At 47.7% G+C, this 14,947-nt stretch carries 9 protein-coding genes and 1 pseudogene; 8 read left to right on the top strand and 2 right to left on the bottom strand.

The features are described from left to right. Window positions 1–18 precede the first annotated feature (18 nt). Window positions 19–3,423, bottom strand: a complete 3,405-nt coding sequence (locus tag QUB56_RS24925; protein WP_332958863.1) for a PAS domain S-box protein — start codon at window positions 3,421–3,423, stop codon at window positions 19–21. Between the two features lie 611 nt (window positions 3,424–4,034). Between QUB56_RS24925 and QUB56_RS24920 the strand changes: the two genes are divergently transcribed. The 7 genes from QUB56_RS24920 to QUB56_RS24890 all read left to right on the top strand — a co-directional run bounded on the left by QUB56_RS24920 (window position 4,035) and on the right by QUB56_RS24890 (window position 11,232). Further along, window positions 4,035–5,009: a LysR family transcriptional regulator gene (locus tag QUB56_RS24920; protein ID WP_332958862.1), complete on the top strand. Its 975-nt coding sequence runs from the start codon at window positions 4,035–4,037 to the stop codon at window positions 5,007–5,009. A gap of 110 nt (window positions 5,010–5,119) precedes the next feature. Beyond that, on the top strand, window positions 5,120–6,184 hold the full coding sequence (locus QUB56_RS24915; RefSeq protein ID WP_332958861.1) for an anthranilate phosphoribosyltransferase family protein: 1,065 nt from the start codon (window positions 5,120–5,122) through the stop codon (window positions 6,182–6,184). A 142-nt stretch (window positions 6,185–6,326) separates the two neighbouring features. Continuing rightward, window positions 6,327–6,932 carry a molybdenum cofactor guanylyltransferase gene (locus tag QUB56_RS24910; protein WP_332958860.1) on the top strand — a complete coding sequence of 202 codons (606 nt, stop codon included), beginning with the start codon at window positions 6,327–6,329 and terminating at the stop codon, window positions 6,930–6,932. A 119-nt stretch (window positions 6,933–7,051) separates the two neighbouring features. Next, window positions 7,052–8,227 (top strand): aminotransferase class V-fold PLP-dependent enzyme, encoded by a 1,176-nt coding sequence (locus tag QUB56_RS24905; protein WP_332958858.1) that lies wholly within the window; start codon window positions 7,052–7,054, stop codon window positions 8,225–8,227. Window positions 8,228–8,847: 620 nt separating this feature from the next. Next, on the top strand, window positions 8,848–9,195 hold the full coding sequence (locus QUB56_RS24900; RefSeq protein WP_332958857.1) for a DUF6717 family protein: 348 nt from the start codon (window positions 8,848–8,850) through the stop codon (window positions 9,193–9,195). 14 nt (window positions 9,196–9,209) lie between these two features. Next, window positions 9,210–10,559, top strand: coding sequence for an LCP family protein (locus tag QUB56_RS24895; protein WP_332958856.1), 1,350 nt, complete (start codon window positions 9,210–9,212; stop codon window positions 10,557–10,559). 163 nt (window positions 10,560–10,722) lie between these two features. Beyond that, window positions 10,723–11,232: a pentapeptide repeat-containing protein gene (locus tag QUB56_RS24890; RefSeq protein ID WP_332958854.1), complete on the top strand. Its 510-nt coding sequence runs from the start codon at window positions 10,723–10,725 to the stop codon at window positions 11,230–11,232. Between the two features lie 246 nt (window positions 11,233–11,478). On the opposite strand, the gene QUB56_RS24885 is transcribed toward QUB56_RS24890, so the two are convergent. Next, on the bottom strand, window positions 11,479–12,732 hold the full coding sequence (locus QUB56_RS24885) for an S-layer homology domain-containing protein (RefSeq protein ID WP_332958852.1): 1,254 nt from the start codon (window positions 12,730–12,732) through the stop codon (window positions 11,479–11,481). An 827-nt stretch (window positions 12,733–13,559) separates the two neighbouring features. Between QUB56_RS24885 and QUB56_RS24880 the strand changes: the two are divergent. After that, window positions 13,560–14,947: pseudogene (locus QUB56_RS24880) on the top strand (hypothetical protein); the annotation flags it as partial.

Here is a 14,947-nt window from a genome sequence, read left to right as displayed (position 1 = left end):
AATAACAACAGTTAACAGTTAGCTGTTGACTGTTGTTATTGGCAGCCGCACTCCGAAAGTCGAGCCGAGTCCTTCCCCGGGACTTTCGGCCCAAACACTGCCGCCGTGGAGTTCCACGAGATGGCGGACGATCGCCAATCCCAGTCCCAGCCCGCCGTAATTGCGCGTAGAAGTGCTGTCAGCTTGGCGGAAGCGATCGAACACAAAGGGCAAAAACTCCTTGCTAATGCCAATTCCCGTATCGCTGACAACGATCTTCACAGAGTGAACCGGAGACGGCCCAGACAATATGGCGCCACCCGCTGCTCCCGGTCCCCCATCCTCCGAAAGCCTTATTTCCACGCGACCCGACGGCGGCGTAAACTTAATAGCATTCGAGAGCAAATTAGACACCACCTGCTGCAAACGAGTAGCATCGCCCCTCACCAAGCTCACCCCTTGGTCACAAAAACTCACCAATTGAATTCCCCGAGCTTCAGCATCAGGGCTCAGCGCTTTCACGGCCGTTTCTACAATCCGCACCAAATCCACCGACAACAGCTTCAAACACACTTTGCCGCTCACAATCCGGGAAACGTCGAGCAAATCCTCAATCATCTGAGTCTGCAACCGCGCGTTTCGCTCAATAGTCTCCAAACCCACAGCCGTTTTTTCCGGACTCATCTGGCGCTGCCGCAGCATCTGGGCCCAGCCCAAAATCGCGTTCAGAGGCGTCCGCAACTCGTGAGAAAGCGTTCCCAAAAACTCGTCTTTAATCCGGTTGGCCTCCGCTGCTTCCCGGTAAAGCCGCGCATTGTCGATAGCCACCGCCGCATCCCGCGCCAAATCCTGCAGCAAAACCAAATCGCCCTCCCCGCAGCGGCGGCCGGACTCCCCGCACAGCAGCGAAATCGCTCCCAGGGTCCGCCCGCGAGCTATCAGCGGCACGCAGATTGCCGACAGCACCTGGGATCGCAGCACCAACTGCAGTTCCCTGTCGGGGACAACCGCCTCGATCACCCATTCCGGTATTTCTGCGTAGAGCTTCGACTCTCCAGTCCGCAGCACCTTTGCTACTCCGTGCCGTCCCTGGGGGTCTAGCGGCAAGCGCCGGTCGATTTGCCACAGCATAGCGACTTTGCGCGGATCTGAGTTAGCAACTGCTTGCAAGCGGATCGAGCCGTCGGGTTCGACCAAATGCACGCAGCACCAATCCCCCAGGGCCGGTACTGTTAAATCTGCCAAACCTTGCAGCGCCTCCTCGTAATCCAGGGAAGCCGACGACAGCAAAGCCAAAGCTTGAGCGCGAAAATAGGCTGTTTGGGCCGAACGCTGGCGATCGTCAATATCCGTACAAGTCCCGAACCATTTGAGAATTTTCCCCTCCGCGTCCCGCACGGGCAATGCCCTGCCCAGATGCCAGCGGTAAGCCCCGTCCGATGCCCGTTTAAAGCGGTATTCCACCTCGTAAGTCCCCCCCGTCTGTACCGAGGTCTTCCAGCTTTCTACGCAATTTTCCACGTCATCTGGATGCAGGGCTAGCTGCCACCCCCAGCCTTGAGTTTCCTCCAGCGTCAAGCCTGTATATTCAAACCAGCGCTGGTTGTAGTAGTCGAACCAGCCGTCTGCTGAAGCAGTCCAAACTATTTGCGGGATGGCTTCAGCGAGGACGCGGTAAAGCTGTTCGCTGGCTTCGGCTTGGCGACGGGCGGTCTGTTCCCGCGCCAAGGCTAGATTCCGCTGTTCTTCGGCCTCTTTGCGATCGCTGATGTCGCTAATTACGCCGATCCATCTGCAGGGATTGCCTTGTTTGTCAAGCACTGCTTTGCCCCGATCGATCCAGTGGAGCCAGCCGCCCCACTGGCACTGAACGCGGTATTCCTGAAAAAATGGGGCCGCAGAAATGCGTGGCGCACTCAAATACCGATCGACCGAGGCCTCGACTCGATCGCGGTCGAGCGGGTGCAAGATACTGTGCCAAGCTTCTCTTGTCCTCGGAAATCCGCCTTTTTCGTACTCCAAATGTTCGTCTACGTGACCGAACCACAGCACGATGCCAGTCTCGATATCCCATTCGTAAATCAAATCGCTGGCACTTTCTGCTGCAATCCGAAACCGCTCTTCAGACTGTCGCAGCACTTCCAGAAATTTAAAGCGTTCCGTCACGTCCAAAACCAGAGACAGCACCGATATCAACTGTCCCGAATCGCTGTAAACAGCCGAGTTGTACCACTCGCAGTGCACCAACGAACCCCACTTATTATAATTGCTGTTGCGAACTACATTGCAGCGATGGTCTGGGTTTTTTAAACTATAAATTGCCGCTTCTACCTCTGACAAATCGCCCTTAGAAATAAATTTCTCTTCGCTAAAATGCTTGCCTAAAACTTCTGTTGCCTTCCACCCAAAAATCTTCTGGGCCGCCGGCGACCACCCGCTGAGACGAAAGTTTTCATCCCACTCTATCACCGCTAGGGGCGTATTTTCAAAATGAGAAGTTAGTTTTTGCAGCGCGTTGCGCAGGGATGCTTCTACTTGCTTGCGCCCTGTAATATCGCTAAAAGAAATAGCAATGCCGTCGCCCAATTTAACAGTCATAATCCGAAACCAGCCGACAATGCCTTCGCTGTTGTAATAAATCTCGGTATCGAGGGGAATTCCTGTTTCTACAACTTGCACGAAACGATCGAACAAACTGTTATCTTTATGACCTGGTCGCACTTCCAGCAATCGCTTGCCGACCAATGCTTCAGGGGTGCTTAGCTGAATTTTTGCCGCTGCTGGATTGATGTATTCCCATTCAAAATCCACAATTTTGGATTCGTCGCGAATGCTGCGCAACACGTTAAATCCGTCTAGAGATAATTCCTGAAAAACGCGGAAGCGTTCTTGGCTTTCTTGCAGCTTCTCTACAGTGTCCAGCAGGATTTCCTCGACTCGCTGGCGCTGCATTATTTCCGAGAGCAATTGCTGGTTAATTTGCTGGATTTCGGTTGTGGGGGACGATCCGGAATTTTTAATGGTAGAGTCGGTTTGCGGTCGATCGACCTTTTGGGTTAAGAGCGCCGTATTTGCTGGTAAAGAAGCCGCCCCAGCCAAACCCAACATTTGAGGAACCCAGGGTATCAGTTCCGCTACAGCCCACAGAGAGATGACAGCCGTCACGGCCGCGAGCGAACTTGACAGCCATTCGCTGGGATGCACCAGCATCCAAACTTGCATCAACTGAGTTGTCCCGCCGCAGAAAAACCAGGCTCCCAATAGGAGAAACCCCTTGCTCAAAGGCACGTCCCCCTGCTTCCGGACATAGTAATATGTCAGAATTGCTGGAATTGAATAATAAGCCAAGGCAATTAACAAATCGCTGACTGCGTGCAGTCCCATCAACTGGGGCTGCCACTGGCAACATGCACCTTGCAGAATAAAATTGTGGTTAAATGACATAATCTTAAGAAATGGCCGCATTTCGGCTTTCCTGTGCGATCGATCCGGCGTTGCACTTGTGTTGCTGACCCGCTAATTCCTAGTTTATACAAAAAAACAGAAAACAAGAGTGACTTTAGTGCGGGGATGAAAGTTCACTACAGGTTTTAACCGGCCTGCAATATTCGTACATTGATTGAGAGGTTTAGGCAGAGTCAGGTACTATAATGCCCAAGGAGGTAATAAATTTCAGGCGAGTTTTCGGGTCCAAAGCATAGGGATAAACCAAGCAATTTAGCGCAAGTGATGAAGCGATTCTGACTGTGCAGTTCATTCCAACCGTTTAGCTACAAGCTGGAAAAAATCGATGAATTTCTCTTGATTAAATCCATTTTTTTATAACTTTGCAGATGCAGGAATCCCTTCAACATAGGAGAATCGACCTCTACTTTGGTCCTCAGCAATCCTAGCCGAGCAAATTGATTCGTAGAGCCAAGCATCCCCGCGTCTCGCCCCGGAATCAAAACTAATCTGTACCTGTATCAAAGTCTACTAAATTCTGCTACTAAATCGGTTAATGTCACAGATTATCTTCCAGTAAAATTTCTGAAACCATCTCGAATTAAACCTCCATGCGCTTAGAGCAGCTTCAAGCATTTCTTTCAGTTGCTGAAACCGGTAGCTTTCAGCAAGCGGCCCGGAAGTGCGGCGTTACGCAATCGACTATTAGCCGCCAAGTGCAGGGATTAGAAGCATCCGTGGGTTTGTCGCTGTTTCACCGTACGGCCCACGCGAAGCTGACTGTGGGAGGGGAACGCCTGCTACCTCACGCTCGCAAAATCTGTCAGACTTGGCGAAATGCTGCTGAAGAATTGGGAGACTTGTTGGCGGGAAAGCAGCCGGAACTGTGCGTGGCTGCGATTCACTCGGTTTGCGCTGCTTATTTGCCGCCTGTGCTGCAAAAGTTTTGCCGCGACTATCCTAACGTGCAGTTGCGGGTGACTTCCCTCGGGAGCGATCGAGCTCTGAAAGTCCTCAAAGACGGTTTGGTAGATATAGCAGTGGTGATGAACAACCGCTATTTTACTCAAGCCCCGGAAATGTTGGTTGAGGTACTCTACAATGAGCCGATCGAGGTGTTGATGGCGGCGGGTCATCCCTTGGCCCAGTACGATCGAGTACCTTGGCCGGAATTGATTTGTTACCCGCAAGTGGTGTTTAAGGATGGGTACGGAATGCAGCGGATGGTGCAAGAACAATTTGGACGCATCGGTGCTAAACTTCATGCTGTTTTGGAACTCAACACTCTTGATGCTTTTCGGGGTGTGGTGCGACAGGGAGAATTGATTGCTTTGCTGCCGCATTCAGCTTTGGTGGAGGCGAAGGGCGATCGCACTTTAGCAATTCGGTCGATCGCCCTAGATCGGTCAAATTCCAAGGTTTCGGCGATCGGCCAATCGGCGATCGATCCGGCTTGGACTCGCGAAGTCGTGTTGGTGACAACACACGATCGAATGCAAATTCCGCCGATCGCCCATTTCTGGAACCTGGTACGCGAATGTGTGCCGCCCTTTGATGTAATCCAGCTAGAAAAATCAGGGAGTTAATTCGATTATTTTGAATAATTGAGAGTTCGGGATTTTAAATTTAAAACGATTCAAATCTTACCAATTACTAACTACCAATTACTAACTACCAACTACCAACTTAACAAGTTATGAGTGACGCATTTAGAGAATTGCTGCGAAAAATTGGCAGCGGAATACACACAGGAGAAAACTTAACTCGATCCGAAGCAGCAGCAGCCACGCGGATGATGTTACTGGGAGAAGCAACACCGACTCAAATCGGAGCTTTTATGATTTCCCACCGCATTAAACGGCCCACCGGCGAAGAATTAGCCGGAATGCTCGATGCTTATGAAGAATTGGGGCCTGTGCTTGCTCCCCCAAACCGAGAAAAAGGGTTTTCCGTCTCTACCGTCGCCGTGTTTGGCGTTGCTTACGACGGGCGATCGCGCACAGCTCCAATTAGCCCAATAACCGCCCTAATTTTAGCCGCCTCTGGCGTCCCAACCCTCATGCACGGGGGAGATACCATGCCAACCAAGGAAGGCATTCCCCTGATTGAAATTTGGCGCGGTTTGGGAGTAGACTGGAGAAAACTCCGTTTAGAAAAAGTCCAGCAAGTTTTTGACAATACGGGTTTAGGTTTTGTGTACCTTCCCAAGCATTTTCCTCAAGCCGCCGCTTTAGTACCCTACCGCCGCGAAATCGGCAAACGGCCACCTTTTTCGACAATGGAGTTGATGTGGTGTCCCTGTGCCGGCGACGTTAACGTCATCTCCGGCTACGTCCACCCACCGACAGAAGGTATGTTTCAAAAAGCCTTTGAGTTGCGGGGAATAAAAAATTATACCACAGTCAAAGGATTGGAGGGAAGCTGCGATTTGCCGCGCGATCGCACTGCGATTATCGGCATTTCTAAGCCGGATGCAGAGTTTGAGCGAGTGCTTTTAGCTCACGGAGATTACGGCTTTAGCAGCACAAATCCTCCCTTTGAATCAGCGCCTGACTTATTAAAAGAAATGCAGGAAGTGTTGCTGGGAAAACCCTCGGAATTGATGCAGTCAGCTATCTGGAACGGCGGATTTTATCTGTGGCGCAGCGGAGTTTGTTTGGATATGAACTCGGGTTTAATTGAGGCAGAAGCTTTATTGAGCAGCGGTAAAGTCGTGCAAAAACTTGAGGAAGTTAGCCAAGCCGTTAGTGTTTTGAGTTGAGAATAATTGATCTGTTTTATGCGTAGTGGACACACTACATTGAGCAGGTTTTTTGGGAAATCCCCGCCAAATATTGAGAAAATTTTCTTCCTTCTTCCCTCTTCCTTCTTCCCTCTTCCTTCTTCCTTCTTCCTTCTTCCCAATGACAAATCATAAAATTGCCGTAATTGTGCTTGCAGGCGGTCAAAGTTCGCGGATGGGTAGGGATAAAGCCCTGTTGGAAATAGAGGGCAAATCCCTATTGCAGCGGGTGTGCGAAGTTGCAGCAGTTGTAACGCCAGAAGTTTATGTTCTGACTGCTTGGCCCGCTCGCTATCGATCGACCTTAACCGAAACATCCAAATTTCTGGTAGAGTACAATCCCGGCTGCGGGCCCTTGGTTGCATTGACTCAGGGATTGAAAGAAATAGCCACCGAGTGGATTTTACTGTTAGGTTGCGATTTACCTTTGTTGAATGCTGAGATTATTCAGAAGTGGGCAAGTCAGTTAACAGACATTCCCCCGTCTACTTTAGCAGTTGTGCCTTATCAAAATCCGCGCTGGGAGCCTTTGTGCGGCTTCTACCGCCAACAATCTCTGCCCAGTTTGCAAAGTTTTATTGACAAAGGGGGACGTTCCTTTCAAGTGTGGTTAAATCAAATCCCCGCCATCCCTCTACCTGTAGGGGAACAAGAAGCAGTCATGTTATCGAATTGCAATACATTAGAAGAGTTTGAGCAATTAAAAGGTAAAATGAGTAACAGTTGACAGTTGACTGTTGACGGGTGACTGTTGACTGACTAATGACTAATGACTAATGACTAATGACTAATGACTAATGACTAATGACTAATGACTAATGACTAATGACTACGGACTAATTACTAATGATTAACCAATATTGGTTGCTTGAGCGCAATATAACTTTCCTCAATCACGGCTCTTTTGGGGCTTGTCCGATTCCCGTATTGGAAGCGCAAACCAGTTTTCGGGAACAACTGGAAAGAGAACCACTCCGCTTCTTTCTGCGCGAATTTGAACCATTGTTGGATAATGCGAGAAATCAGTTAGCAGCATTTCTCGGTGCGAGTGAGGATGACTTGGCTTTTGTGCCGAATGCCACCACGGGAGTAAATGCAGTTTTGCGATCGCTCTATTTTGCTCCGGGCGACGAATTGCTAACTACAAATCAGGAATACAACGCTTGCCGCAACACACTTAACTTTGTAGCCGAGCGGACAGGAGCTAAAGTAATAGTAGCAGAAGTACCCTTTCCAATTGAGTCGCCCGAACAAATTATTGAAGCAATAATTAAGTGCGTTTCACCGCAAACAAAGTTAGCCTTATTAGACCACGTTGTGAGCCAAACAGGTTTAATCTTTCCCATCAAACAGTTAGTCGGCGAGTTAGCTAACCGTGGCGTGGATGTATTAGTAGACGGAGCTCACGCGCCGGGAATGGTAGCGCTGAATTTAGATGAGATTGGCGCGGCTTACTATACGGGAAATTGTCATAAATGGCTGTGCGCGCCGAAAGGTGCGGGCTTTCTGTACGTGCGGCGCGACAAGCAAAATGCCATTCGGCCAACTACGATCAGTCACGGTGCTAACTCGCCCCGCGCTGATAAATCGCGCTTTCAATTAGAATTTGACTGGATGGGAACAGGCGATCCGAGTCCCTATTTGTGCGTGCCTGTAGCTATTGATTTTATGGGTTCTTTGTTGAGTGGTGGCTGGCCGGAATTGAGGGCAAAAAATCATGCTCTGGCGTTGGCGGGGAGAAAAATATTGGCGGACAAATTAGGTTGGCCACTGCCTTGTCCTGATGAAATGGTGGGTTCCATGGCAGTTGTGCCACTGGCAGACTCCCAGCCTGATGCAGTTGCAAAGGGAGGAATTCCACCTTTGCAACAGGCGCTGTGGGAGATTTTTCAAATTGAAGTTCCAGTGATTCCTTGGCCGGATGCTAGTAAGCAGTTGGTGAGGATTTCGGCTCAAATATACAATACTTTGCCGCAGTATCAATATTTAGCTAAGGCGCTGGTTGAGCTGACGAGAATTTGAGCTGGGTTTTCCCGAAAACAAACATCACACCCAACTACAAACAGTTAAAGGTTTCTAGTTAGGGTGTTCGTCCTCATAGTGGGGTAAATAAAAAATATTCGTCATTACTACAAAGGTAATAATGGTTATAAAACTCGGCACAATTTAACTTCCAGGCTCTTCCTGGGAACCGATGTAAGCGAGGCTCTGCCTCGGCCCAGACTATGGAGGCTCTTCCTCCGGATATGCGTTACCAGGCTCTTCCTGGTAAGGAGTAATTGACCTTGACTCGAGCGTGCCCATGCAACCGGAAACGATATCATTACTACAAAGGTAATAAGGGTTATAAAACTAGGCACAATTAGAAGAAAAAATCTTGCAATGAATCACCTTTAAACGTCTTTGATTTGGCTACCATTTACCGAAAATAAAAAAAGTTAAAAAACTGCTCTCAAGCCCGATATGCCTAGACTTCACCAATCCGCCCAAGCCGAACAACGTTTGTCAATAACCGCGAGTTTTTTTAAGTTAAAACATGGTTGTCAAATCCGATAGTGCACAACTCCCGGGCAACAGAATATAATTTATCAAGACTTGCCTTGGCGCCGACAAAACAAACGAAATAAAAAGAGGAGAATAGCATGGTTAATGCCATGATGGTAATTTACCCCTATCGCGAACAGTACACCTGGGTTTTTGACGACGAGCGAGTCGGACTTGTCCGAGAACCATTTGTTCAGGGCGTCCCCGAAATGATTAACGTGCTCGTCGCAGACATTCCCAATGCCGATCGAGGTTTCCGACTCTTATTTTCGGCCAATCCATTTCCCGGATATCAAGCAGAAATGCTGTGGTTGAAAGAAGAATACGGCGGTAACTGGTATCGGTGGGAAGCGAAAAATCTCGAAGGCTGGCTGTGTCCGGCTTTGCTCAAATACTTTCCAGAAGCACCGCCCAAGTTTTACTGCAAAGCTGAAAAAATGCAATAATCAACACCAAGTCAATGAAAAACTGGTCAATCTTTAAAAGCAACTTTGTTAAACCAGTCGATCGAGAATCTCGAAAAAAGCCTAAATTATTCCTGTATATATTTGGGCTATTTTTCCTAGTTTTCACAGCCGCCATCTCCGCAGCAATCGGGGCAATTACCGCCCTCTTAGCTCCCGTGGAACCCCCAGTTATCACTAGAGTCCTAGACGCTACTGGCTTTAACTATACATCATCCAACCCCTCTGGATACCGCCTGTCGCGGCCAGTTAATATCTTGATACTGGGAATTGACCGCGTGCCGGAAGCAGCAGCCAATTCCCCTAAGATTTTTGAGGGTCGCAGCGATACAATACTCTTGTTGCACCTCGATCCTAGAGATAAATCTATTAGTTTGCTTTCAGTTCCGCGAGATACTCAAGTCGAAGTTCCCGGAGTTCCCTTCCGCAAAATTAGCGAAGCCAATGCTAGGGGAGGAGCAGCTTTGGCGGCGCGATTGGTTAGCAGTATGCTGAACAATACGAGAATTGAACGATACGTGCGAGTCAGCAGCAGTGCGTTTCGGGAATTAGTCGATTTGTTGGGCGGAGTTGAGGTATTTGTACCTCGCGCAATGTCTTATACAGATACCGCCCAAAAGTTAAAAATAAACTTAGCCCAGGGATGGCAAACTCTCAATGGAGAACAAGCAGAACAATTTGCTCGGTTTCGCAACGACGGTTTAGGAGATATCGGCCGCATTCAGCGGCAGCAATCTTTGATTCAAGCTATTCGGAACCGGCTCGCAAGTCCATCAGTATTTGTGCGCTTGCCACAAATTGTTCGATTGATGCAAAAATATGTGGATACAAACCTAAATTATGAGGAAATATTGACGCTGGTAAATTTCGGTTTGCAATTGGAGCGAGATACTTTTAAAATGGTAATGTTGCCTGGAAGTTCGAGTTCAGAACAAGGGGATTTGAGGAGTTATTGGATTTTAGATAAGGTCGGGGTCGATCGCATTATGACACAATATTTGAACCTGGGCGTGCCGGATTTGGCACAAGGACGACTTCGCAATCCCAGCGAGTCTGTTTTGCCCAAAAACCTCAAAATAGCTGTCCAAAACGCTTCTAGCAAACCGACAACCGCAAAAACCGTTGCTGAATTTCTCAGAAAACAGGGCTTTTTTAATGTATCTGTAGTGCAGGATTCGCCCCAGAAGGAGCGTCAAAGTCAAATTATTGTTCAGCAAGGCGATTTAGAGGCAGCGAATCTACTGCGAAAAGCGTTAGGCGGCGGTAAAATTGAAGCATCTTCTACTGGTGAAATTAATTCTGACTTGACACTTCGCGTCGGCGAAGATTGGGTAAAGCGATTTTAATTAATCATTAGCCATTAGTCAACAGTCAATCGATTTTAGATTTTAGATTTTAGATTTTAGATTGTTAACAGTCATCAGTCAACAGTCAACAGTCAATCGATTTTAGATTTTAGATTGTCAACAGTCAACAGTCAACTATGCCCAATTCCCCATTCCCATCATCATGAAAAGAGTCTGCCGAATTTTCCTGAGCCTGGTTTTAAGTTTAGTGTTGGCTTGTGGGTGGGTGCTGCTGAGTGCTACTCCGGCCTTTGCCCTGCCGAAAACAAGTATTAATTACACAAATATTAATTTGTCCGATCGCGATTTTTCCAACTCGGATTTAGCGGGGGGAACATTTGTCGCTGCTGAAATGCGGGGAACAAATTTTCAAGGTGCTGATTTAACTAATGCGATTTTAACTAAGGGAGTTTTGCTGAATGCCAACTTGTCAGGTGCCAACCTCTCCGGTGCTTTGGCAGATAGAGTTACATTCGACGGCGCTAATTTGACAAATGCTAATTTTACCGAGGCAATTATGACTCGAACTCGGTTTTTTGATGCTGCAATTTCCGGCGCTGATTTTACAGACGCAATTATCGACGCTTATCAAGTGGCTATCCTGTGCGAGAAAGCAGATGGTGTCAATCCCGTGACGGGAGTTTCTACCCGAGAAAGTTTGGGATGCCCGTAGAAATTCACACTTAAAGAAAATCCCTGGCTAATTACAGCAGATTCCACGTTGATGAAGCACACCCGTCAAGCGATCGCGAGCTTACGGGAAACGGCACGGCGCCGTGTGCTCTATCGAAAGCTATGTACCTCACTTACCTAAAAAAAGCTGTATTTGATTAGATGCACCTGTAGCGATGTAAAATACACACATTAAAGCCCCTCTCCTGTAAGGCGAGGGGTTTGAAGAAATTTCCCAGTATCAGCTCTATCGAGCGCTACAAATGCCTGTGCTGGCAGTACCAACTACCAACTCGGAATCCAACTGCAAATCTAAATCGGTGTCGGGATTAACAGCATACAAATCGACTTTATCTCTACCCAAAAACACCCCGATCAAAGTCCCGATTCCCGCACCGCCGAGCACCTCTTCAGTCGCGATCGCCCGATCGCCCGTAACACCTGCGATCGCCGCCGCTGCTGCTGCACCCAAGGCCGTATTCTTAACCAGATTACCAACATTAACCCCCTTGGTAACAGTTTCTTTCCTAGTAATCAGTTGCGAAGTAGCATTGAGAGGCACTCTGCTGCCGTTGATTATACTTAATTCTTGAGCCACAAACTGAACGCCCGAAGCAGTCGATCGCAATTCGCCACTAATTTTCGAGCCTTCGGGTATCAGCACTTGGGCATTACTGCCCTTGATATCCGAAGCTACAGTCAGCGTAATCGGAGACTTGTCATTGGGGCCGAGCAAAATCTTGCCTTTTGCATACTCGATTGGAATAGTCGCCCCGCTGGGAATTTTCACAGCCACAGACTCGCTAATATCAATCTTAGCAATGTAAGGAGAATTAATTGCTCTTGCTTGATTGGTACTCACTAATGTTTGATAGATAAAAGCAGCTACTTCAGCTCGCGTTGCTGACTTGTTAGGTTTGAGAGATTTAGGATTGGGATAGCTGACCACCAACTGTTTTTCTGTAGCAGCAGCAACGCTTTTAACAGCATAACTTTGAATCTCACCCGCATCATTATAGTAGCTGAGAACATCTTGAAAATTGCAGGTAGGCTCATAGCCCATGCCGTTATTTAAAGCGACTACAACTTGAACGCGAGGAATCTGCTGTCCCGGCCTGAAAACATTGCCGGGATAGCCAGACATCCATCCCATTTCATAAGCTTCTGCGATCGCCCCGCTTGCCCAAAAATTAGACGGAACATCGGCAAACCTTACAGCAGCGCGGGTTTTTGCCTTTTTCACAGAACGCACCATTGCCGCGAATTCAGCCCGCGTTACCGGTGCATCCGGGCGAAAACTGCCATCGGGAAATCCTTTGATAATTCCTCTTTCTGACAAATCTTGAATAAAATCTTTTGCCCAGTAGTTATTATTAACATCCGAAAAAGCTGTCTGAGCAAAAGAAGGCGCGGGAGCTAGCATCGGCGCTGCGGTTGCGGCAACTGTTCCCAAGGTTAATAACACAGATGTACCGGATTTGATGCGATGTAATACAGACATTTTTTGATTCTCCAATTTACACAATTTTTTTATTGAGGAGAACTAAGCTTTTGATAGGCTGATTGATTCGGGCCCAACTTGCTCTTTCCCTCAGCTATGTAATCATTATTGAATGATTGTACTTATTGGGCGGGGAAGATACGGTCTTTTAAAATAAATATTTTGATGCTTGTTTTGGGATTTTAAAATGCTTATATTCCTTAAAATCCTTATGTTGCTTATCTCCCTTATCTACCTTGTGTCTGCAATTAACAGGATTTAGGGACAAAGCCGTTTGATATTAGTTAACTATAGCCTTTCGAGCGAAAGATGAGAACTGGGCATAGGGCATAGGGCATAGGGCATAGGGCATACCTCACTTTTTTGAGAACCGCTGTATATTAACTAAAAGTGAATATAATTGACTCGATCGAGAAATACCTGTATCCTGATGAAGTTGTAGCGGTTCCGAGTGGTAGATGGGGATATACGGTTATCCTGTGTCCCTCCCCCCACATAGCCATGGGATTATAATCGATGTAGTCTTACAGTTTTGATTAACGGGCTTCCCACCAGTCGCTTAGAAAAGACAATCGTCGAAGCCATTAGACCATCGCATAAAATTTTAGCGGGCTGTGCTACCGTATTAATTTGCGGTTAATCCTAGCCCTAAAAATATCAACAGGACTTACTAGCAAGCTAGAAATAGGGTTTCAGCTTAAATATTGGGTTCCAAAGTGACAAGTCTTAAGAAAAACCAGGTTGGTGAGCGTAAGTCCCGCATCGAATCTAAAATCTGAAATTAACAATCTGCAATAGTTGCTGGCTGTGCCGGGAGAAGTTAGGTCATGAAGGAACGAGTATTACCCAAAATTAGAACTTCGGCGACGCCACCCCAGGTCACTCAAGCAAGTTCGCCCCTATTGCATCAGAAGCCGTCTATTTCAGAGCTATCAGAATCTTTGGGCAGCAATTCAAACATATCGAAGGAAGTAGGAGGGATTCAACCAAAAACAATTCGTCGTAGCTTGAATTGGCAAAATATTACTGTAGAAGCGCCCTCTCGGGGTAATGGGATGTCTTTACCAGGTGGGATTCAACGCCAACAGGAAGAACCACCAGCAGTAATGGGCGAGCAAGTTTCAGCAGATTCAGCACAAAAAAGCCCTCTGGAATTAAGCAATTCAACGATATCGACCGACTTGTCAGCACAAAAGCCATTAATCGCCCGCGCTCCGTTTAATGGGCGAAATATTCCAGTAGAAGCGCCCTCTCGGGGTAATGGAATGTCTTTACCAGGTGGGATTCAACGCCAACAGGAAGAACCACCAGCAGTAATTGGCGAGCAAGTTTCAGCAGATTCAGTACAAAAAAGCCCTCTGGAATCAAGCAATTCAACGATATCGACCGACTTATCAGCACAAAAGCCATTAATCGCCCGTGCTCCGTTTAATGGGCGAAATATTCCAGTAGAAGCGCCCTCTCGGGGTAATGGGATGTCTTTAGCAGGTGGGATTCAACGCCAACAGGAAGAACCACCAGCAGTAATTGGCGAGCAAGTTTCAGCAGATTCAGTACAAAAAAGCCCTCTGGAATCAAGCAATTCAACGATATCGACCGACTTATCAGCACAAAAGCCATTAATCGCCCGTGCTCCGTTTAATGGGCGAAATATTCCAGTAGAAGCGCCTCAAAGTTCCTCCGCTTCTAGCACTTACCCACAAGGAATTCAGCGTCTTGAAACCCCTGGCGTGAAGGAACAAAAAAAATTAACAGAATCTCTCCAGATGCAGCCTCTTGAGGCAATTCAGTCGAAGAGTAGTGAAGGCGAACCGCAAGAAAAGGAAGAGCAAAACAAGGAATTAGTTCAAACCAAACTAACCGTTGGCGCACCTGGGGATAAATACGAACAAGAAGCTGACAGCATGGCGGCGAAAGTCATGACCATGCCAGACTCAGCTATCCAGCAGCCAATTCAACGTCAAACAGGGGAAGACACAGAAGCAGTTCAAATGCAACCAGAGGTAAATTCCATCAGTCCACTGGTGCAGCGCAAGTCCGGGGAGGAAGAAGAAGGAAAGATGAAGTCAGAGGTGCAACGAGCATCTGATGGGAGTTCTGTGGCAAGTTCCAGTATCGAAAGCCGCCTCGCCAGTTCCAAGGGTGGAGGCAGCGCTTTACCCGATAGTGTACGCCGTTTCATGGAGCCGCGCTTTGGTGCAGATTTTAGCAACAT

This window comes from Microcoleus sp. AR_TQ3_B6 (assembly GCF_036702785.1).
Lineage (GTDB): Bacteria > Cyanobacteriota > Cyanobacteriia > Cyanobacteriales > Microcoleaceae > Microcoleus.
The sequence above is the reverse complement of the archived record's forward strand: the minus strand, read 5'-3'. Positions and strand labels throughout refer to the sequence as shown.

Bases quoted from the DNA above. Each gene is read 5' to 3' on its own strand.
- QUB56_RS24885 (WP_332958852.1), bottom strand. From the start codon at position 12,732: ATGTCTGTATTACATCGCATCAAATCCGGTACATCTGTGTTATTAACC.
- QUB56_RS24910 (WP_332958860.1), top strand. From the start codon at position 6,327: ATGACAAATCATAAAATTGCCGTAATTGTGCTTGCAGGCGGTCAAAGT.
- QUB56_RS24895 (WP_332958856.1), top strand. From the start codon at position 9,210: ATGAAAAACTGGTCAATCTTTAAAAGCAACTTTGTTAAACCAGTCGAT.
- QUB56_RS24900 (WP_332958857.1), top strand. From the start codon at position 8,848: ATGGTTAATGCCATGATGGTAATTTACCCCTATCGCGAACAGTACACC.
- QUB56_RS24905 (WP_332958858.1), top strand. From the start codon at position 7,052: ATGATTAACCAATATTGGTTGCTTGAGCGCAATATAACTTTCCTCAAT.
- QUB56_RS24915 (WP_332958861.1), top strand. From the start codon at position 5,120: ATGAGTGACGCATTTAGAGAATTGCTGCGAAAAATTGGCAGCGGAATA.
- QUB56_RS24890 (WP_332958854.1), top strand. From the start codon at position 10,723: ATGAAAAGAGTCTGCCGAATTTTCCTGAGCCTGGTTTTAAGTTTAGTG.
- QUB56_RS24925 (WP_332958863.1), bottom strand. From the start codon at position 3,423: ATGTCATTTAACCACAATTTTATTCTGCAAGGTGCATGTTGCCAGTGG.
- QUB56_RS24920 (WP_332958862.1), top strand. From the start codon at position 4,035: ATGCGCTTAGAGCAGCTTCAAGCATTTCTTTCAGTTGCTGAAACCGGT.